This window comes from Chitinophaga sp. Cy-1792, assembly GCF_011752935.1.
Lineage (GTDB): Bacteria > Bacteroidota > Bacteroidia > Chitinophagales > Chitinophagaceae > Chitinophaga.
In genome coordinates, this window is the sequence record NZ_VWWO01000001.1 from 1332154 (window position 1) to 1352769 (window position 20616).

Consider the following 20616-nt stretch of genomic DNA (forward strand, 5'->3'; position numbering starts at 1 on the left):
AAATTGCTTATGAAGAAAAGAATTATCCTGCCGCTTTTATTGGGGGCAGGGATGTGTGTAGATGCGCAGCAGATTGTGCAGCGAGATCCGGTGATAGCCGGTATGGTAGCGGAAGTACGGGCAGATAGCCTGGAAAGCTACATTCATCGGCTGGTAAGTTTTGGCACACGTAGTACGCTGAGTTCCACCACCGACAAGAAAAAGGGCATTGGTGCCGCCAGGAACTGGGTCCTGGAGCAATTCAAATCCAATATTCCTGCATCCGGAGGCCGTTTATCCGTAGCACTGGACACCATCACACTGCCGGCTGATGGCAAGCGTATTGATGTGCCGGTAAATCTTGGCAATGTAATGGCTACTTTACGCGGTACTGATCCGCAGGATAAAAGAGTGTATGTGGTAACCGGTCATCTGGATAGCCGCGCCACCGACGTTATGGACCGTACCATTGATGCACCCGGCGCCAATGATGATGGCAGCGGTGTGGCTGCACTGATTGAAATGGTGCGCGTAATGAGCCGTCATCCCTACCCCGCTACGATCGTTTTTGTAGCTGTTAGCGGTGAAGAACAAGGTTTGCAGGGTTCTGACCATCTGGCAGACAGGGCTTCAAAAGAAAACTGGCAGGTGGACGCCATGCTTAATAACGATATGATCGGGCAGAACTCTTCCAGTGAAACAGATCTCCACGACAATACCCGCGTACGTGTATTCTCTGAAGGTATTCCTGCAACAGCAGATGAAAAGCAACTGGCTTTCATCAGGCAGGTAGGAATGGAGAACGACGGAAATGCCCGCCAGCTGGCACGTTACATCAAGGAAACCGGCGAAAGATATGTGGATAACCTGGATGTAATGCTGATCTACCGGAACGACCGCTTCCTGAGAGGCGGGGACCATACGCCGTTCGTGAAACGTGGTATGACAGCAGTCCGTATCACAGATATGTACGAAAACTATGACCATCAACACCAGACTATCCGTAAGGAAAAAGGGGTGCAATATGGTGATCTGCCTGAGTTCATGGATTTTGAATACCTGCGTAAAAATACAGCGCTGAACCTCTCTGTACTGGCGAGTCTGGCCACAGCGCCTTCCAAACCGCAGGACGTAAAACTGGATGTGAAGCAGCTGACCAACTACAGTCGTTTATACTGGACAGCTCCGCAGAATGGCAAACCGAAAGGATATTACGTAATGATGCGCGAAACCAGCAGCCCTGTGTGGCAGAAGAAATTCTTCACTACAGCCACTGAGCTGACGATCCCATATTCTAAGGATAACTACCTGTTTGGTGTACAGGCCGTAGGAGAAAATAGCGCAGAAAGTCAGGCCGTATTCCCTGGTATTGGCAGGTAAATATTAAATTAGCAAAAAACAGGTTTATGCGTTGGGAGACAAAGAAATTTGAAGAATTAAGTACTACAGAACTCTATGCGATACTGCATCTGCGCAGCGAGATTTTTGTAGTAGAACAGAATTGCCCTTATCAGGATTTGGATTATTCAGACCAGAAGGCATTGCATTTGATGGGTTATGATGAAGAGGGCCGCCTGGCTGCGTATACACGCTTATTTGATAAAGGTATAAAGTTTAAAGAGGCTTCTATCGGCAGGGTTGTTACCGCTGCTTTTGCCCGTGGTAAAGGCGCCGGCAGGTCGCTGATGGAAGAATCAATTCATCAGGTATATAAACATTTTGGTACACAGCCTATACGGATCGGGGCACAGCAATACCTGGAGAAATTCTATGGTAGCCTGGGTTTCACAACAGTAAGTGATATGTACCTGGAAGATAATATCCCGCATGTGGAAATGCTGAAGTAAAAGTAAAAGGGTCTCTACTAAGTAGAGACCCTTTTGTTATTTTTTAGGTATTTTCTTTTTATCTACCGGAGGATGATAATGTTCTCTGATTTTGTAGAGCGGGAAAACATATGATATCGTGTATTGCATGTCGAATACAGCGGTTTTATTGCCGCTACCGAAGCCTGGAATGGCTAATGGTGTGAAATTGTCTGTTTTGACTGAATTTAAAAGAATTCTTTCTCTCAGGTTCCAGCCCAGGTAGAAGTTTTTCAGGACTTCTGTTTTTAATCCCACTACAAACTCAATCCAATGTGCATTGGCATTTGTTTTAGGATATTTGCCAGACAACTGATCACCCCAGTAAGGAGAGTGAATGGTGTAGGTCGGCACTTCGTAGTTAAAGTGTGAAAACCCATAACGGAGGCCACCAAAGAACATATTACCTTCTTTCGGGAACTGTCTTTTCAGAAAGTTATAATCAAATCCCAGCGTTGCGTACATCCCGTTGCCTTTATAGGTATAGTTGGAGTCGGTGTGGGGCGTATTGCCGAAGCCGCCTTCCAGGGCTATATACCAGCGGGTGTTTACGCGAAGATCTGCCACTACAGTGTATTCCTGGCGGTAAGGATAATAGATATTATTGACAATACGGCTAAGGTCTACGCCTATACGCAGTCCGCCGGGAATAAGCCAGGAACTGTCTTTAGGCGGAACCACCACTGGTTTAACAGTGCTGACATGCGTGGTATCTGTCGGCTTTGCAGGCGGGATCACTGGCTTTTGTTGCGCCATCAATCCCAGGCTGCAAAGGCAGCTACTCATTAAAATAATAAAGATTAACGTGCGTGTCATTGCTGTTTGTTACTGACTTTTGAAGAATTTGAACTGAGTCTATTAAATTACGTGTAGCAAATACCGTATCCAGGTTATAAATCGTGCCGAACCCACATCCGGCGGATATGAATTTAGGCTGACGTTTATAGATGAAGGTGACAGTATCAGCTTGTAATAATGAATCTGCGCGCAGGTAAAACTGACTGGTGTCTGATACCGGCGACAGGTTAAAGTAGGCGTTATTGGTGGCTGCGTTATTGAGTAGGGTATCCCTGTTCAGTGCCAGTGTGGTAACTGCTCTGAAGGTGGTATCCCATACGAAGCCACTGCTATCTCTCACAAAAACAACGTGCACATTGGCCGTCATCGTTTGGTCGCAAACTTTGGTTTCGTCTTCACAGGCGATGAATCCGAATAGTAACGCGCCGGCTATAAAAAGTCTAAAAATGTTCTTCATGCTGAAATTTGCGTTGGCAATATATTAAATTCCCAGCTCCTTTTTCAGAAAACGCGCTGTATGGCTGTCTTTACAGGTGCTCACCTGTTCAGGGGTGCCTGTGCAGAGGATAGTACCTCCACCGGCGCCGCCTTCCGGCCCCAGGTCTACGATGTAGTCAGCCATCTTGATAACATCGAGGTTATGTTCGATGACCAGCACGGTATTTCCTCTGTCGACGAGTTTATTCAGTACTGTCAGCAATAGCTGTATATCCTGGAAATGCAGACCAGTGGTTGGTTCGTCGAGGATATAAATGGTTTTGCCGGTATCTTTTTTAGATAATTCCGTTGCCAGTTTAACACGCTGGGCCTCGCCTCCGGAGAGGGTTACGGCTGATTGTCCGAGGGTGATATACCCCAGGCCTACGTCCTGCAGTGTTTTAATTTTACGGTGTATCCATGGCACTGCCTGGAAGAACTCTACGGCTTCATCTACCGTCATGTCCAGGACATCGGAGATAGATTTTCCTTTGTAGCGGATTTCCAGTGTTTCGCGGTTATAACGGCGACCATTACACTTTTCGCAGTGTACATACACATCCGGAAGGAAGTTCATTTCGATCACGCGCATACCACCGCCTTCACAAACATCACAGCGGCCTGTTTTCACGTTGAAGGAGAAACGGCCGGCATTGTAGCCACGAATTTTTGCTTCAGGTACCTGTGCAAACAGGGTACGTATATCCGTAAAGAACCCGCAATAGGTGGCAGGGTTACTTCTTGGAGTACGGCCAATCGGCGACTGGTCTATTTCAATTACCTTATCGATATTTTCCAATCCTTTGATGCTCTTATATGGCATAGGTACCTGTTTGGAATCATATGCATGTTTAGAGAGGATCGGATATAAAGTTTCGTTGATGAGGGTGGATTTACCACTACCTGATACGCCGGTTACGCAGATGAAAGTTCCCAGCGGAAATTTCACGCTGACATTTTTCAGGTTGTTACCGGTGGCGCCTTTCAGTTCGAGGAAGTTACCGTTGCCTTTACGTCTTTCCGGGATGGGAGATGCTGTTTTTCCGTTGAGATAACCAGCAGTTGGCGTGTTGAGTTTCAGTATTTCCTTCGGCGTGCCGGAGGCGATGATCTGACCGCCGTGTACACCGGCGCCAGGGCCGATATCCACCAGGTGATCGGCATGGAGCATAATGTCTTTATCGTGTTCTACCACGATAACGGTGTTGCCCATATCTTTCAGGTTGCGGAGGGCATCGATCAGTTGCATGTTGTCGCGCTGATGCAGGCCGATACTGGGCTCATCCAGGATATAGGTGATGCCCATCAGCTGGGAGCCGATCTGTGTGGCCAGCCTGATACGCTGCGATTCGCCACCACTGAGCGTTCTGGTAGCCCTGTTCAGGGTGAGGTAACTTAAACCTACATTGAGCAGGAACCCCAGTCGTTCGCGGATTTCTTTCAGGATATCTTTCGCGATGACATTCTGTTTATTTTCCAGTCTGTCTTCGATATTGGTAAACCATTGCTGGAGCTTGTCCAGGTCCATGTTGCCGAGTTCAGAGATATTGCGTTCATCTACTTTGAAGTAGAGACTTTCTTTTCTGAGTCGGGTGCCGTTACATTCCGGGCAGGTATTGAGGTGCATGAAACCTTCTGCCCAGCTACGTACGTGGTCGGAAGCCGTGTCATTAAAGAAGCGGCGTACGGTATTCACGACGCCTTCGAAGTCGACGGAGTATTTCGTTACATCTTCTGTAGCGGCCGCCTCGAAGTCGACATTTTCATCGAGTTTTCCGTTTTCATCACCGAAGAGGAGCAGGTTGAGTGCTTTCTGCGGGATATCGGAAATAGGCCCCGTCATGGAGAATTTATATTTTTTCGCGAGTTTTTCTACCTGTTTGAAGGTATAGGTATCGCGGGCTTCGCCGAGTGGTTTGAGGCCGCCATCATTGAGGGAAACGCTGTAATCGGGGATTACTTCGTCCATACTGATCTGGTAGATGGAGCCCAGGCCTTTACAGCGCGGGCAGGCGCCATAAGGAGAGTTGAAGGAGAAGGTATTCGGAGAAGGTTCTTCATAAGAGATCCCGGTATCTTCACACATCAGTTGTTTACTGTACTGGCTTACTTTACCGCTGTCGTGGTCCTGAACAAACAGCAGGCCTTTACCCATGGTGAGCGCCTTCTGGAGGCTCTGGCTGATACGGGTGCGGGCATCTTCTGTTACCTGGATACGATCGATCACGAGTTCAATATCATGGATCTTGTAGCGGTCTACCTGCATTCTTTCTTTCAGGTCGAGGATTTCGCCGTCTACGCGGACTTTGAGATAACCCTGTTTGCGTACCTGTTCGAACAGTTCACGGTAGTGCCCTTTACGCCCGCGGATGAGGGGGGCGAGTATCACCAGTTTTTTCTTGTTATAATTTTTAAAGAGATGATCGATGATTTCTTCTTCCGAAAACCTGGTCATCCGTTTATTGGTATTGTAGGAATAAGCTACACCAACACGGGCGTACAGTAACCGGAGGAAGTCATATATCTCCGTGATGGTACCTACGGTAGATCGTGGGTTTTTGTTGGTAGTTTTTTGTTCGATGGAGATGACCGGTGAAAGCCCGGTAATTTTATCCACATTGGGTCTTTCCATGTCGCCGATGAACTGGCGGGCATATGCGGAGAAGCTTTCCATGTAACGGCGCTGACCTTCAGCGTAGATGGTATCGAACGCCAGTGATGATTTTCCGCTGCCGCTGATGCCGGTGATCACCACCAGTTTGTTCTTTGGCAACTGCAGGTCCAGATTTTTCAGATTGTGTTCCCTTGCGCCAAATACGGCGATATGGTCATCTGAATGTCCCTGGGGTGCTAAAGCAGCGGTTACATTCTCTTTTTTCTTTGCCATAATAGTCGAGGTGTCCACAAAGTGCATTCCCTGCTTGAATTTATAGTTTCCAGGTTAGCAGCATCTTTAAGAAGCAGGCGAATGGTGGACGGGAATTAAAGTACTAAGCTACGTCATTTTGCGCAAAGAAAGAGGGGCACAAAAAGGGCCTGCCGAAAAATTCGGCAGGCCGGATAAAATATTTTGGGCTAACCTTTAATCAGGCGTAAGTGTCATCGAAATCATCCTGATTAAGTGGGTGTATCAGATTACCATTACAAAGTTAGGACGGCGAAAAATGTCGTAAAACAGTGATTTCACCCTTATTTTTTGAATTTTTAACGGTGAAACCATCAAAAGGCCGTCGTTTTAGCAGAGACAGCCTTAAGGGCATTTTTAGCGGTTACTGTGGAAAAGCGACCCACTTCAGGCTGTATATGTTGCCGTTACAGGTATAGCTGGTGAGTTTTTTACCATAGTCGATGACGTGGTTGGTGTATGTATAGGCAGCGCTACTTCCACCAGCTTGATCATAGTTGATCCCGATGATTCGATGTTTAGGATTATAGGGAAGAATACCACTGTATTGCATTATTCTGACAGGCCATTCGTCCGGTTGATTTACTTCATCATAATATGCATGCAGTGTTTCAGTGGTATCTGCGGCGGCCGACGTAACTTCCGGCGTCAGATAATGAACTGTAAGACCATTGTTCGTTCTGAGAAATAGGTCGTAATCGGAATGTTGCCAGAATAACATTATGTTGGGAACGCCATCAATGGTACGATTGATTTCAGAGAGAGTGTGATTCGTTTCATTATAGGTGATATGTCCTGTTTGCAGGCTATTTCCCCAGGGGGTGCTGGTGTGCAGGCAGGTATAATCAGAAGGGCGGCCAATGCTGTCCAGGCGTACGGTCAGTGTGGTATCTTCTGTTAACTCATCATAGAAATATACATAATTCGCATTGTAGTAAACCTGGAAATTGTGTGTGCCATAGGGATTGCCGAAGTTGCCGTTTAAATCCATGGCAGTAAGTTTTCCGCTGCTGTCGTAGGAATTTATTACGCCGGGTGCACCAGGAGTTCCACCATATGTGAAGGTGAGTTCCGATAGTTTCCATATGGTGTCTGGAGTGGAGTTGCTGAGTGCGAGGGTCTTTGCTTTCGGGATAGGTTGCAGGGTGTTGTTGTCGCGACGGCAGCTGACGAAGATGAGTAAAAGGGCGGCTATAACAGACAGGCGTCTGCTATGGCAGCTAAATCGTTGGTACATAGTTAGATAATTAGAGGTTAAGAAATATTTACTATGTAAAAGTAGCGTAGTGGGTAGGGAGATAAAGAGTGGTTTTTCGGGTATATATACACGAAAAAAAGCTGGTCTCTACTCAGTAGAGACCAGCTTTAATATTAGTAAGCGTTATAGATTACGCTTTGTATTTTTTGAAAACGCAGATAGCGTTGTGGCCACCGAAACCGAAGGTATTACTCATGGCAACGTTTACTTCACGTTCCTGTGCTTTACCGAGGGTCAGGTTGAGGTTTGTAGGGATACCTTCACCTAATACGGTAGTATTGATGGTTGGAGGTATGATATTTTCCTGAGTCGCTTTGATACAGGCGATGGCTTCGATAGCGCCGGCAGCACCGAGGAGGTGACCGGTCATGGATTTGGTGGCACTGATATTTACTTTTTCAGCGTGTTCGCCAAATGCAGTTACGATAGCTTTCAGTTCGGAGATATCACCTACAGGCGTAGAAGTGGTGTGGGAGTTGATATAATCAACATCGGTGGTACTGATACCAGCATCTTCCAGTGCCTGTTCCATACCCAGTCTAGCGCCGAGGCCTTCAGGGTGGGTAGCGGTCAGGTGGTAGGCGTCGCATGTCATTGCACCGCCGATCATTTCACCGTAGATGGTAGCACCTCTGGCAATTGCGTGTTCGTATTCTTCCAGGATGATGGCACCAGCGCCTTCTCCCATTACGAAACCATCGCGATCAGTGTCGAAAGGACGGGATGCGGTGGTAGGATCTTCGTTGCGGGTAGATAATGCTTTCAGTGCGTTAAATCCGGCGATACCGGCACGTGTTACAGGGGCTTCAGAGCCACCGGTAACAATTGCATTGGCTTTACCAAGGCGGATATAATTGAATGCATCCACCAGCGCGCTGCTGGATGAAGCACAAGCAGAAACAGTACAGAAATTAATACCCATGAAACCATATTTCATGGCAATCTGGCCGGCAGCGATGTCGGATATCAGTTTCGGAATGAAGAAAGGATTGAATTTAGGTACAAAGTTAGCTGCGGCAAATTCAACGATCTGCTCTTCGAAGGTCAGCATACCACCGTTACCTGAAGCCCAGATAACGCCTATTTTAGTTTTGTCAATGCCTTCTTTGTCGAGGCCTGCATCGAGAACCGCTTCCTGTGCAGCCGCCATAGCGTACTGAGTGAAGTTGTCCATTTTGCGGGCTTCTTTTTTCTCCATGTATTTTTCCACATCAAAATTTTTCACTTCACAGGCAAATTTTGTTTTGAACTCTGTGGTGTCAAATTTAGTGATAGGACCGGCGCCACTAACGCCCGCTTTCAAGTTGCTCCAAAAAGTATTTACATCATTCCCGATAGGTGTTAATGCCCCCAAGCCGGTGATCACAACCCTTTTCAGTGTAACAGTACGCATATTTTTTACTTTATATAAAAAAAGTTAGAGCGCAAATTTAGTCACTTATTGTTATGAATAATCATAAACATAAAGATATTCTGATATAATATCTCAGTAAACCCCTAAAAATCAGCCGGGGCAAAGGATTTTACTCCCCGGCCCCGGCCAATAAAACTAATTATTTTTTAATCTGTCTGGTCTGATTGCCTCATGCAGCGGCCAAAGCCGGCTGCGGAACGACGGTAATCCTTCCCGTCCGGGCCTTCAGAAAAGCAGCAATTTCTTCGTCAGTACCGAATTTATCGCCAATGTTTACAAAATGCCTGGCCAGCAGATCGTAGCGCTTCATCATCAGCCAAAGCCACACGTGCAGGAAATGTATCCCATCAAACACAATCGCATCATTGGTAATATATCTGTCTATCGTCTTTTTAAAATATACGGGATGATCTGTCCAGTGCATGTTGGGCTTGTCGTGGTGACTGATATGATATCCGTCGTTCCAGCATTTATGATTGTATTTGGTATTGATACAGGTAATACTGTTTTTATAGGCATTGTCAGGATCGCCTGCGCAGATAAAGGCATGCTGTGCCCAGTTACCCACCATCATAATGATCCTGGAAATAATGAAAGGCAATATAAATACTACAAATGTTGCCGGAAAGTTAATAAAGGAAAGTCCTACACAGGTGGCGATAAACAAAAACTCTCCTCTGACTGATCGCATCAGCAGGCGTTTTCTCTTCTTTCTGACAAAGTAGGTACATAAGTGATACACGCCTGCAAAGAAAAAGCTTCCCAGGTAATGCATGAAGCCACGGAATGAATCGCGCTCGTACGACATGGTAGAGCTTTCGTCCTCCGGCATATTGTTTTCCGGGTGGTGCATGCCTATATGGTGACTATAGTAGGTTTCGGGAGTTTGTCCGAACAACGGACCTATTACCCACGGAAGGTAATGGTTCATGAGCTGGAACTTCCTTTCAAAGAAGACACGGTGACTGGTACAGTGCAGCATCAGCCCAAAGGGGCCTTTGAATGTTACATTGTTAAAGAATTGATAAAGTACAGCTGCCGTCCACCATATCCAGTTATTAAGGCCTGGTATATACAGCAGGATGGCCAGCGGCCATAAGGTGAAGGTAATCTTCAAAGTAAGGTATACAAACGGAAGATCACGTTCATCCCGGATAAAACGTTTGAAAAATCTGTCTGTTGCTGATTCAGCAGCAGGTTGTACGTATATCGGATCGGTAAGTTGGCCAAGTTGTTTCATGAAAAATCAGTGTAAAATTGGCTACAGTGCTATCTGCCTCCAGGTGATCAATTTCGCGTCGTCGTGAATTATAACGGTATAATTCCTTTGATATTATCCTCTATGATATTTATATAGTGGGAAGATAAGCATTTTCACATGGTCTGACACTATTTTCGTAATTTCCGCCCCCGGAAATCTACGGGTACTGGAAGTCGGTATGTTAACTGGCTGATTTTCAGTGCTGAACTGTCCAAAAAAAATCTCCGAAATGAAGAGACTTACGCTCAAGGATGTAGCCAGAATGGCTGGCGTAGCCCCTAGTACGGTATCATTTGTATTGAATGGAAAAGCCAAGCAGATGCGTATCCGTGATGAAGTGGCCCAAAAAATCATGGGTGTCGTTAATCAATCCGGATACGAACCCCATCGTGTGGCCGTGAACCTGCGTACCGGTCAGTCCAAAACATTAGGGTTGATCGTGGAAAGCATCTCTGGCAGCTTCTTTGCCAGTCTGGCGCGTACCATTGAGTCTGAAGCCGAAAAATTAGGTTATAACGTGGTGTATTGCAGCACCGAAAATAATGCAGAGAAAGGTGGAGAGCTGATCCGCATGTTGGGCCGGCAGATGGTAGATGGCTACCTCATCACACCCGCTCCCGGCATGGAAAGTGATATCCGCAGATTAGTACAAATGCACAAGCCAGTAGTACTGATGGATAGCTATTTCCCGAATATCCGCGCCCCTTATGTACTGATAGATAATTTTCACGGCGTACAGCTGGGCATGAACCACCTGTTTAGCAAAGGATACAAAAAAATCGGATATGTTACCGTTGATGTATCCCTGGTGCAGCTGGCAGAACGCCAGCGCAGCTACATCGCAGCACTTAAGAAAGAAGAAATCCCTTTCCGTAAAAAACGGGTGCTGGAGCTGAGTTACCACGACAGCCGCGAACAATCCCTGCAGCAGCTGGAGAAATTCATCCGCGAAAACCGCGATCTGGATGCTATCTTCTTTGCTACCAACTACCTGGGTATCCTGGGGCTGGAAGCCATCGGCCGGCTGAAACTCAATATGCCCAAGCAAATGGGGGTGCTCTGCTTCGATGATCACGATATCTTCAGGTTATACCCTCCCGGCATCACCGTGATAGAACAGCCTATCGAGGGTATCGCTAAAACCGCCATCACGCTGCTGATGCAGCAGCTCAACAAGCAGCAGGGCAGCCTCAAACAGGCACAGGTAGCCCTGCCAGGCAAACTCATTGAAAGGGGCTCCGTATGAGCCCCCGATGCCACTCAAAAAAAATAACACCTTCTTGTAGGTACATCTGAAAAAAATTAAATACTTTTATTAATCAGGCTTAGTGAGAGATAGTAAAGATTCGCCATGAATCTTTTTTTAAAATACCTGTGCTAAATCGATTTTGTTAAAGTTTTCCATAGATAAATAGATATGAAAAAAGTTGGATTGCTAGTAGCAGCTTTATTGGTCATGAATGGCGTCAGAAGCCAGACAGTTGATAAAGTAACAGACCCGGCAGACTGGGTAAACACGCTGATGGGCTCAGACTCAAAAGTTAGTTTATCTAACGGTAACACCTACCCTGCCATTGCATTACCATGGGGTATGAACTTCTGGATGCCGCAGACAGGTAAAATGGGCGATGGATGGGGATATCAATATACTGCCGACAAAATCCGCGGGTTTAAACAAACACACCAGCCGTCTCCATGGATCAACGACTATGGCCAGTTTGCCATTATGCCCGTAACAGGAACCATGAAGTTTGACCAGAACAAACGCGCCAGCTGGTTCTCCCATAAAACAGAAATTGCAAAACCATATTATTATAGTGTATATCTGGCAGATGCAGATGTAACCACAGAGATCACTCCCACTGAAAGAGCCGCTCAGCTGAGGTTTACCTATCCAGCCACTGACAGCGCCTTCCTGGTGGTAGATGCCTTCGATAAAGGTTCCTACATCAAAATCATCCCGGAAGAAAAGAAAATCATCGGCTATACCACCAAGAACAGTGGCGGCGTGCCGGCGAATTTCAAAAACTATTTCGTCATCTACTTTGACAAACCTTTTACTACCAGCACCATCTGGAACGATAGCGTTACCGTAGCAGACGTAAAAGAATTACAATCCAATCATGCCGGCGCCGTTGTTGGTTTTAAAACAACAAAAGGTGAAAAGGTTACCATCAGAACAGCATCTTCTTTTATCTCCTTTGATCAGGCAGAACTGAACCTGAAAAATGAAGTGGGCAACGACAACTTCGACGTAACAAAAAGTAAAGCCAAAGCCGTATGGAATAAAGAACTGGGCCGCCTCGCGGTTTCCGGTGGCACGCCTGAACAAGTGCGTACCTTCTACTCTTCCTTGTACCGTGTATTGCTGTTCCCGCGCAAGTTTTATGAGCTGAACGCTAAAAATGAAGTGGTACACTATAGTCCTTATAATGGCGAGGTATTACCTGGCTATATGTTTACTGATAATGGCTTCTGGGATACTTTCAGAGCGGTACATCCTTTCTTTACACTGATGTATCCGAGTCTGACCAGCCATATCATGGAAGGACTTGCCAACGCCTACAAGGAAAGCGGCTGGCTGCCTGAGTGGGCAAGCCCTGGTCACCGTGACTGTATGATCGGTTCCAACTCTGCTTCTCTTATCGCTGATGCCTATGTAAAAGGTATTCGCGGATATGATATCAACACATTATACCAGGCTATTCTGAAAAATACGGAAAACGAAGGCCCGCTGGAGTCTGTAGGTCGTAAAGGGGTGAAATATTACAACACTTTAGGTTACGTGCCTTATGATGTTAAGATCAATGAAAACACTGCCCGTACGCTGGAATATGCATATGACGACTTCACCATTCTGCAGCTGGCAAAAGCGTTGAATCGTCCAAAGGCAGAACTGGAGCGATTTACAAAGCGTTCACAGAACTTCCGCAACGTATTTGATCCGGAAACAAAGCTGATGCGTGGCCGTAACCAGGATGGCAAATTCCAGACACCTTTTAATCCGTTTAAATGGGGAGATGCATTTACGGAAGGTAATGCCTGGCATTATACCTGGTCTGTATTCCATGATATCAATGCGTTATCCACATTGATGGGTGGCAAAGAATCTTTTGTGAAAATGCTGGACTCAGTATTTACGATGCCACCTGTGTTTGACGATAGCTATTATGGTACTACCATTCACGAAATCCGTGAAATGCAGATCATGAATATGGGACAGTACGCACATGGCAACCAGCCTATTCAGCATATGATCTACCTGTATAATTATGCAGGTCAGCCGTGGAAAACCCAGTACTGGGTACGCCAGGTAATGGAGAAACTGTATAAAGCCACGCCTGATGGTTATTGCGGTGATGAGGATAACGGACAGACTTCTGCCTGGTATGTATTCTCTGCAATGGGCTTCTATCCTGTTTGTCCGGGTACACCGCAGTATGTACTTGGTACGCCACTTTTTGCCAAACTCACTATGACACTGGAAGATGGTAAAGTAATGGAAATTGACGCGCCGCATAACAGCGAAAAAAATCTCTATGTGCAAAAGGCTGAACTGAACGGTGCCGCATATACGAAAAACTGGATCGGTCATGCTGATCTTCAGAAAGGCGGTAAGCTGATTTTCGAAATGGGTAACGAGCCACAGAAAGCCAGAGGCACTAATCCGGCGGATTATCCATATTCTTATTCAACAGCAAATAAGTAAACATTGAATATATAATTTTCGAACTATTTCATTGTTCACTGTAAATACTTCATCCCGATTCTTCGGGATGTCTTTTTTTTAAGCGATTTAACTATCAACCATGAAGAAGATATTAATACCTGTTTTTCTACTTTCGGTGATACATACTTACGCACAGGAAAATGTGTTACAGTATGTAAAACCTATCACCGGGACGCAGCGCATGGGTCACACCTATCCCGGCGCCACTGTACCTTTCGGGGCGGTGCAGCTAAGTCCGGAAACGGATACCATTCCATATGAAATGAATGGTAAATACAATCCGGATGTATATAAATATTGCGCTGGCTATCAGTATGAGGATAAAACTATTGTGGGCTTCTCCCATACACATTTCAGTGGTACAGGTCATTCCGATCTGGGAGATATCCTGATTATGCCTGCTGTAGGTAAACTGCAATTAAATCCGGGTACGGCAGATCACCCTGAAAGTGGCTACCGTTCACCGTTTTCGCATAGCAATGAAGTGTCGGCACCGGGTTACTACAAAGTGAAACTGGACCGGCCTGATGTTACCGCAGAAATGACCGCTACCAACCGTGTTGGTTTTCATAAATATACTTTCAATGCCGGCGGCCCTGCACATATCATTCTTGATATGATGTACAACATCTACAATTATGAAAATAAGAATGTATGGACGTATATCCGTGTTGAAAATGACTCGCTGATCACAGGTTTCAGACAAACTAACGGTTGGGCACGTACGAGAACGGTATACTTTGCGATTGCTTTCTCCAAACCATTTAAGAGCTATGGTCAGCGTAATTATGCCAGTGATGTGTACCGTGGCTTCTGGCGCAAGTTTGATCAGACACATAACTTTCCTGAAATGGCAGGAAAGCAGATCCGTGCTTATTTCGACTTTGACGCTAAACCGGGCGATAATGTGGAATTGAAAGTAGCATTATCTCCGGTAAGTACTGCAGGTGCTTTGAAAAACTTACAGGAAGAAGCGCCAGGATGGGACTTTGCAGCGGTAAAGCAGTCTGCAGAAGCGCTCTGGACAAAAGAGCTGAATAAAATACATATCGAATCTTCCAGTAAAGAAGAAAAAGAGAATTTTTATACTGCGATGTACCATGCCTTCATCAACCCAACTACCTATATGGATGTTGATGGGAACTACCGCGGGCTGGACATGAATGTTCATAACACAAACGGTTATACGAATTATACTACGTTTTCTCTCTGGGATACCTACAGGGCATTACATCCATTCTTTAATGTGATACAACCTACGCGTAATGCGGATATGGTACGTTCCATGCTCTCGCATTATGAACAGAGTGCACAGCATATGCTGCCGGTATGGGCGCATTATGCCAATGAAAACTGGTGTATGATCGGCTATCATAGCGTGTCCGTTATTGCTGATGCGATCATGAAAGGGAATGCACCTTTCGATGCAAACAAGGCATTGGACGCCTGCGTAACGACCGCCAGACACCGTTCCTACGATGGCTTGGGTTACTATATCGATAAGGGCTACATCCCTGAAGATAAAGAAGGCTCTTCTGTGTCGAAAGTATTGGAATATGCCTACGACGACTGGTGTATCGCGCAGGTGGCTAAAAAGCTGGGCAGGCAGGATATCTACGACGAATTCATCCAACGTTCTCAAAACTATAAAAATGTCTATGATCGTAGTACAGGATTTATGCGTCCGCGCCTGAGCGACGGCAGCTTCAAAAAAGATTTTGATCCCCTGCAAACGCACGATCAGGGCTTCATTGAAGGGAATGCCTGGAACTATAGCTTATACGTTCCTCAGTATCCGGCTGATATGATCACCATGATGGGCGGTAAAAAGGCCTTTGCACGTCATCTGGATTCACTGTTTACCATGGAGCTGCCGGATAAATATTTTGCAGAAACAGAAGATATTACCAGAGATGGTATTATCGGGAATTATGTTCATGGAAATGAGCCGTCCCACCATGTGGTATATCTTTATAACCATACCGACCAACCCTGGAAAACGCAGGACAGGGTACGCATGATATTGAAGAAGATGTACCATCCGGGTCCTGATGGATTAGGTGGTAATGATGATTGCGGGCAGATGAGCGCCTGGTATATATTTTCTTCTTTAGGTTTTTATCCGATGTGTCCGGGTTCCGACCAGTATGAACTGGGAAGTCCTGCGGTGGATAAAGCCACGCTGCAACTGGAAAATGGAAAGACCTTTGTAGTAGAGGCGAAAAATCAGAACGACAAAAATGTATATGTACAGCAGGTATTGCTGAATGGTAAGCCGTGGAAACAGCTGACTATTTCACATGCTGATATTATGAATGGTGGTACATTGACGTTTGTGATGGGGAATAAACCGAAGGACTATACGAAGTAACCGACTCAATAATATTAAATGAAAGAGGCGTCTTTAAGACGCCTCTTTCATTTATTAAAGATATACCTACAGCAATAATATGTGAGTAAATAGCTTACCATCATTAATATCGCCCTGTGTAATGGTATAAGGCTGACTGTTTTTGTTGAGAAGACCAAGTAGGGCTTCTACATAAATAACATCTCCTGCGTCTGCTTGTATCGCTGCCATAACACTCAAACCATGTTCAGCTACAATATGTACCTCTGCCGGAGTTGTTGTTCCTTTTGTTTGATTAACAACATTGCAGGTTATGCCGGGTAATTGTAGTCCCACCACTGTCATGGTGACATATACAAGTAGGGTCCTTGTGCGTTTTGCGGCAGTTGGTGCAGTGGTTTTAACCGCGGCTGACGCGGGCATTGTTGCACTGGCAATGATGCAAACAGCGAGGAACATAGCAATAGATAGATTTTTCATACTAGTTTTTTTAGATGAAATGATAAGAATTGACGTTATAGTAATTCAGTTTAAAGTTTAATTACAGGTAACAGCACAAGAATGTCCTTCTGTCCCCGAACTATATCTGCCTGTGTGACAGTGTACGGTCCAAATTCGTCGAACCACAGAAATAAGGCCTTACGGTTTAGTGTGAGCTGGTCGCCAACAGAAACCTCTACATTGTCCGCGTATCCGGTTATTATACCTAATACAGACCGGTCACTATTACCGTCATACTGATGGCCAGTAGTTTGGTTAATGATAAAAATACTACCTGCATTGGGGTCAGTGGCCAGGGCGCCGAGAGGAATGGTGTAGGTGACTTTAATAGTAAATGTAACTCTTTTGGTTACCGGAGTTTTAGCAGTGTGCGTTTCGCTGGCCGCATTACTGGTTGCATTAAAAAGAAGGCAACTAATGAATAATGATAAAAGAAATAGCTGTTTCATAAAAGGTAAGTTGTTTAATGAAGAAATCAAGATATTTCCATGTTTCGTAATGTGAGAAGTGCTAGGAAAGATGAGTTTAGCGTAATTAACAGTACATGTTGTAATTGGTTCGGTGTCCAAATTAAATGAGGTTACTGATATATGGCGGCAGTAAAAAATAAAACGGCGCCTCTACAAGTAGAGACGCCGTTTGTTATAATGTTAAATTATTATTATCGCAATGAAATCGATGTAATACCAATTGGAGGCTGCTTGGCAGGATCAATTGGTTTGAATGCAAACTTCAGTGTGTGTTTTTTGCCATCCGTTACCGGAGGGAGTTTCACAGATGATGCATTCGGCTTCATTGGTACAGCACCCGGACCGATCTGCATGGTGCCGATCTGGTTGCCATCCAGGAAGGCCGTTACATCAAAGCCTGCATCTACCGCAGCATTGGTCATGTAGTTGATGTCAACGCCTGAAACGCTGGTCAGGTCGAGGTTGCCGTATTCAACTGCACTGCCGGCCACTCCCGGGATGAGGAATTTCATGCCATTCATTTCGAAGGCAGAAACGCCGTCAGCTTTGGTGTATGCGCTGGCTGCAATGCGTGGGTTGTAGAGTGCTACGCTTGCTGTGCCTGTCATAGGTTTGATGCCTACTGCACCTTTATCGGTGTAAGAAGCAGAGAGATATAATACCCCATCATCTTTGATGTCGCCTTTCAGGCTTGGGTTCAGACTACCAGTTGCCGGCAGCGAAGGAATTTTCGCAGTAGCACCACCGATGGAATAAATGTATTCTACCAGTTGTTTCGCTTCTATCATAGACAGGCCAGGGTGGGCAGACATAGCGGTTTCGCCCCATACGCCACCACCACCATTGATGATTTTATGCGCCAGTTTTTCCGGTGCAGCAGGATCTGCCTTGTATTTATCTGCTACCTGTTTGAAAGATGGTCCGATAGACTTCTCATCAGGTTTATGACAGGTTTTACAGTCAGATATCTCCATGATATTTTTACCGGCAATGGCGCCGGTGATAATCTGGTGGCCTTGTGGCGCAGCAGCTTTATCATTACCCTGGATGTAATCTGCTTTTACGAAGAGGTCTGTCAGGTCAGTGATAACACCACCATTAGGCGCATCTTCATGGTCTGTTACTGAAACCGCATATTGTACCTGTTTTCCAGGGAAGTAGAACATCTTATTACCAGTGATGTCAATTTTTACAACAGGCGCTTCATTACCTGCGTATACAGGTATTTCGCGGCTGCGTGTTTTAGCACCATTGGCATCTATAACCTCAACGGCTATACTATATTCACCTGCAGTGGTGAAAGTATAATCTACCGTAGGTTCTGTGGTTTCTTTCTTGTTACCATTACCGAAATACCAGAGATAAGTCAGCTTGTCGCCATCAGGATCTTTACTGCCTTTTGCAGAGAGTTTCACGGTAAATGGCAGACTGCCGTTCAGTTTATCTACTTCTAAATCAGCTACAGGCGCACGGTTGCCGCCATTGAAATCTATGCGGGATAATCCGGCGTCTACGTTTTTACTGAACCAGCCATTGCCATATTCCAGTACATATAAACGTCCGTCAGGACCCATTTCCATGTCGATAGGCGCATTCAGCTTGATATGTGGCATGAAACGCTCCATCTTGGAATAGTTGTAATCCTTATCCAGGGTTACGGCCATGATCCAACCACGGATCCAGTCGTAGATAAACAGTTTGTTGTTATAGTAATCCGGGAAACGAGTTTCCTTAGGATAATATTCAGAGTGGTATACCGGGCCAGCTTCTGCGTTACGGCCACCAGAGCCTACCAGCGGGAATTCATCTGATTTACCATAAGGGTACCAGATCATTGCCGGCACAGGAGGAGGTAATTCTCTCAGACCTGTATTGTTCCTGGATGTATTAACAGGTTTTTTAGGATCGTACCAGTTGCCGCTCTTACCGGTTTCATAGTCGAACTCACGATAAGGCTTATTATTGGCGATGAACATCGGATAACCGTAGTAGCCGGCTTTCTTTGCCTGGTTTACTTCATCATAGCCACGAGGGCCGCGCAATGAATCATCTGCATTGGCATCCGGGCCTACTTCTCCCCAATACACAAAACCTGTTTTCTGGTCTACAGAAATACGATATGGGTTACGTGTACCCATGGCGAAAATTTCAGGTCTTGTTTTAGGCGTTCCTTTAGGGAAGAGGTTTCCTTCAGGAATGGTGTAGCTACCATCTGCTTCTACTTTTATACGGAGAATTTTACCGCGTAGGTCGTTGGTATTGGAAGATGTGCGACGACCGTCATATTGCAGGTGTCCGGGTCTGTCGTCTGTAGGGCCGAAAGACTTGGTGGTAAATTGCTGGTTAGGCTCATCGAATGGCGTAGTATTATCACCAGTAGAGAGGTACAGCAGTTTATCCGGGCCGAAGGCAATAGAACCGCCGGTATGGCAGCAGATATTACGTTGAGAATAGAATTGCAGAATTTGCTTTTCAGAAGCCATATCCAGTTTATCATTCTCAAATTTGAAGCGGGAAAGCCTGTTTACAGAAGTATCTGCCGGAGAATACATCACATAGATGTAGTGATTGGTTTTGAAATCAGGGTCTGCAGCGAGACCGAGGAAACCTTCTTCCGCATTTACATTGGGCACTTCTGCTTTGAAATAAACTTTCAGGAAACCAACCTGGGTAAGGGTTTTGTCGGCTGACTTATAGAGCATCAGTTCACCGCGGCGTTGTGCCACGAGGATATCCAGGTTAGGGAGTATCGTCATTTCCGTTGGTTCGAAGAACTGGCCGGAAGTGAGTACGTTTTTAGTGAAGCGGTCTTCAGCAGGCACACGTTCAGTAGTGGCTTTGCTGTAGTCCAGCACCTGGTTGTCGCCGATAGCATAGGTCAGACCTGCTTTCAGCTGGTTGAGGAAGTTTTCTTCCTTGTAAGATTCTTCGGTATGTCCCATGCCGGTATAGAAGGCACGGCCTCCATCGTAATCGTGGTACCAGGCGATAGGATGATTATTATTCATCGTACCACCTTTATAGGTAGTTTCATCCAGTTTGATGAGCACCTTAACAGTGGTATCGTAGTTTTTGAAATTATACCATTCGTCGGTATGATTGAATGATGGCGGGAGTTTGAAAGGCTCGAAGAATTTCTGGTTGACAACATCCAGTTTTGCTTCGTGTACGCCTTCGGGGTGATTGGCAAATTGTGCGCCTACCAGGTGATTGTACCATCCCCAGCCGTATTCAGTGTCGGTGCCGGCATGTACGCCAACGAAGCCGCCACCGGCCTGGATATATCTTTCAAAATCTGCTTCCTGGTAGTTGTTGAGTACATCGCCGGTAGTATTCAGGAATACTACAGCGGAATACTGCGCGAGGGTATCCTCATTGAATTTGGAGGCATCTTCAGTAGTATCTACGCTGATATTCAGGTCTGTGGCAAGTTTCTGCTGAAAAGCGGCAATACCTGCCGGAATAGCAGCATGGCGGAAGCCCATTGTTTTTGTGAATACAAGTATCCTTGGCTTTCCTTCTCTTTTTTTACTGCAACTGGCAAAGGTAGTCACTAGCGCTACCAGCAGGAGCAGTCTGGAAATAGGTTTCATGATGGGAGAAAATAA

Annotated in this window: 14 protein-coding genes; 5 read left to right on the plus strand and 9 right to left on the minus strand. The window is 45.7% G+C overall.

Annotated elements, in window-relative coordinates:
• Positions 1-9 precede the first annotated feature (9 nt).
• Together F3J22_RS05515 and F3J22_RS05520 are read left to right on the plus strand one after the other, a co-directional pair.
• A complete protein-coding gene (locus F3J22_RS05515) occupies positions 10-1359 on the plus strand; it encodes a M28 family metallopeptidase (RefSeq protein WP_167015093.1) in 1350 nt (449 codons plus the stop codon).
• Between the two features lie 26 nt (positions 1360-1385).
• A complete protein-coding gene (locus F3J22_RS05520) occupies positions 1386-1826 on the plus strand; it encodes a GNAT family N-acetyltransferase (protein ID WP_167015095.1) in 441 nt (146 codons plus the stop codon).
• A gap of 36 nt (positions 1827-1862) precedes the next feature.
• Here the strand turns inward: F3J22_RS05520 and F3J22_RS05525 are convergent, their stop codons facing one another.
• The 6 genes from F3J22_RS05525 to F3J22_RS05550 form a co-directional block, all read right to left on the minus strand.
• Positions 1863-2630 (minus strand): DUF6048 family protein, encoded by a 768-nt coding sequence (locus tag F3J22_RS05525; RefSeq protein WP_167015098.1) that lies wholly within the window; start codon positions 2628-2630, stop codon positions 1863-1865.
• Complete coding sequence (locus F3J22_RS05530) at positions 2623-3099, minus strand: DUF6452 family protein (RefSeq protein WP_167015100.1); 477 nt, start codon at positions 3097-3099, stop codon at positions 2623-2625. Before F3J22_RS05530 ends, F3J22_RS05525 begins: the two co-directional genes overlap by 8 nt.
• A gap of 24 nt (positions 3100-3123) precedes the next feature.
• Positions 3124-6006 (minus strand): excinuclease ABC subunit UvrA, encoded by a 2883-nt coding sequence (uvrA, locus tag F3J22_RS05535; RefSeq protein ID WP_167015102.1) that lies wholly within the window; start codon positions 6004-6006, stop codon positions 3124-3126.
• Positions 6007-6388: 382 nt separating this feature from the next.
• Positions 6389-7261, minus strand: coding sequence for a hypothetical protein (locus F3J22_RS05540; RefSeq protein WP_167015104.1), 873 nt, complete (start codon positions 7259-7261; stop codon positions 6389-6391).
• A gap of 151 nt (positions 7262-7412) precedes the next feature.
• Complete coding sequence (gene fabF, locus F3J22_RS05545) at positions 7413-8675, minus strand: beta-ketoacyl-ACP synthase II (protein ID WP_167015106.1); 1263 nt, start codon at positions 8673-8675, stop codon at positions 7413-7415.
• Between the two features lie 190 nt (positions 8676-8865).
• Positions 8866-9936: a fatty acid desaturase gene (locus F3J22_RS05550; RefSeq protein ID WP_167015109.1), complete on the minus strand. Its 1071-nt coding sequence runs from the start codon at positions 9934-9936 to the stop codon at positions 8866-8868.
• Between the two features lie 250 nt (positions 9937-10186).
• Between F3J22_RS05550 and F3J22_RS05555 the strand changes: the two genes are divergently transcribed.
• From F3J22_RS05555 to F3J22_RS05565, 3 genes are all read left to right on the plus strand, one after another.
• Positions 10187-11203, plus strand: coding sequence for a LacI family DNA-binding transcriptional regulator (locus F3J22_RS05555; RefSeq protein ID WP_167015111.1), 1017 nt, complete (start codon positions 10187-10189; stop codon positions 11201-11203).
• 171 nt (positions 11204-11374) lie between these two features.
• Complete coding sequence (locus F3J22_RS05560; protein ID WP_167015113.1) at positions 11375-13666, plus strand: GH92 family glycosyl hydrolase; 2292 nt, start codon at positions 11375-11377, stop codon at positions 13664-13666.
• A 100-nt stretch (positions 13667-13766) separates the two neighbouring features.
• Positions 13767-16058: a GH92 family glycosyl hydrolase gene (locus tag F3J22_RS05565; RefSeq protein ID WP_167015115.1), complete on the plus strand. Its 2292-nt coding sequence runs from the start codon at positions 13767-13769 to the stop codon at positions 16056-16058.
• Positions 16059-16124: 66 nt separating this feature from the next.
• Here F3J22_RS05565 and F3J22_RS05570 read toward each other — a convergent pair whose 3' ends face one another.
• From F3J22_RS05570 to F3J22_RS05580, 3 genes are all read right to left on the minus strand, one after another.
• On the minus strand, positions 16125-16517 hold the full coding sequence (locus tag F3J22_RS05570; RefSeq protein ID WP_167015117.1) for a hypothetical protein: 393 nt from the start codon (positions 16515-16517) through the stop codon (positions 16125-16127).
• Between the two features lie 50 nt (positions 16518-16567).
• Positions 16568-16987 carry a hypothetical protein gene (locus tag F3J22_RS05575; protein WP_167015119.1) on the minus strand — a complete coding sequence of 140 codons (420 nt, stop codon included), beginning with the start codon at positions 16985-16987 and terminating at the stop codon, positions 16568-16570.
• A 212-nt stretch (positions 16988-17199) separates the two neighbouring features.
• Positions 17200-20601 (minus strand): ThuA domain-containing protein, encoded by a 3402-nt coding sequence (locus F3J22_RS05580; protein ID WP_167015121.1) that lies wholly within the window; start codon positions 20599-20601, stop codon positions 17200-17202.
• Positions 20602-20616 lie beyond the last annotated feature (15 nt).

Excerpts from the sequence above, each read along its gene's own strand:
- F3J22_RS05570 (WP_167015117.1), bottom strand. The coding sequence starts at position 16,517 with ATGAAAAATCTATCTATTGCTATGTTCCTCGCTGTTTGCATCATTGCC.
- F3J22_RS05565 (WP_167015115.1), top strand. The coding sequence starts at position 13,767 with ATGAAGAAGATATTAATACCTGTTTTTCTACTTTCGGTGATACATACT.
- F3J22_RS05540 (WP_167015104.1), bottom strand. The coding sequence starts at position 7,261 with ATGTACCAACGATTTAGCTGCCATAGCAGACGCCTGTCTGTTATAGCC.
- F3J22_RS05525 (WP_167015098.1), bottom strand. The coding sequence starts at position 2,630 with ATGAGTAGCTGCCTTTGCAGCCTGGGATTGATGGCGCAACAAAAGCCA.
- fabF (WP_167015106.1), bottom strand. The coding sequence starts at position 8,675 with ATGCGTACTGTTACACTGAAAAGGGTTGTGATCACCGGCTTGGGGGCA.
- F3J22_RS05555 (WP_167015111.1), top strand. The coding sequence starts at position 10,187 with ATGAAGAGACTTACGCTCAAGGATGTAGCCAGAATGGCTGGCGTAGCC.
- F3J22_RS05530 (WP_167015100.1), bottom strand. The coding sequence starts at position 3,099 with ATGAAGAACATTTTTAGACTTTTTATAGCCGGCGCGTTACTATTCGGA.
- F3J22_RS05575 (WP_167015119.1), bottom strand. The coding sequence starts at position 16,987 with ATGAAACAGCTATTTCTTTTATCATTATTCATTAGTTGCCTTCTTTTT.
- uvrA (WP_167015102.1), bottom strand. The coding sequence starts at position 6,006 with ATGGCAAAGAAAAAAGAGAATGTAACCGCTGCTTTAGCACCCCAGGGA.
- F3J22_RS05580 (WP_167015121.1), bottom strand. The coding sequence starts at position 20,601 with ATGAAACCTATTTCCAGACTGCTCCTGCTGGTAGCGCTAGTGACTACC.
- F3J22_RS05515 (WP_167015093.1), top strand. The coding sequence starts at position 10 with ATGAAGAAAAGAATTATCCTGCCGCTTTTATTGGGGGCAGGGATGTGT.
- F3J22_RS05560 (WP_167015113.1), top strand. The coding sequence starts at position 11,375 with ATGAAAAAAGTTGGATTGCTAGTAGCAGCTTTATTGGTCATGAATGGC.
- F3J22_RS05520 (WP_167015095.1), top strand. The coding sequence starts at position 1,386 with ATGCGTTGGGAGACAAAGAAATTTGAAGAATTAAGTACTACAGAACTC.
- F3J22_RS05550 (WP_167015109.1), bottom strand. The coding sequence starts at position 9,936 with ATGAAACAACTTGGCCAACTTACCGATCCGATATACGTACAACCTGCT.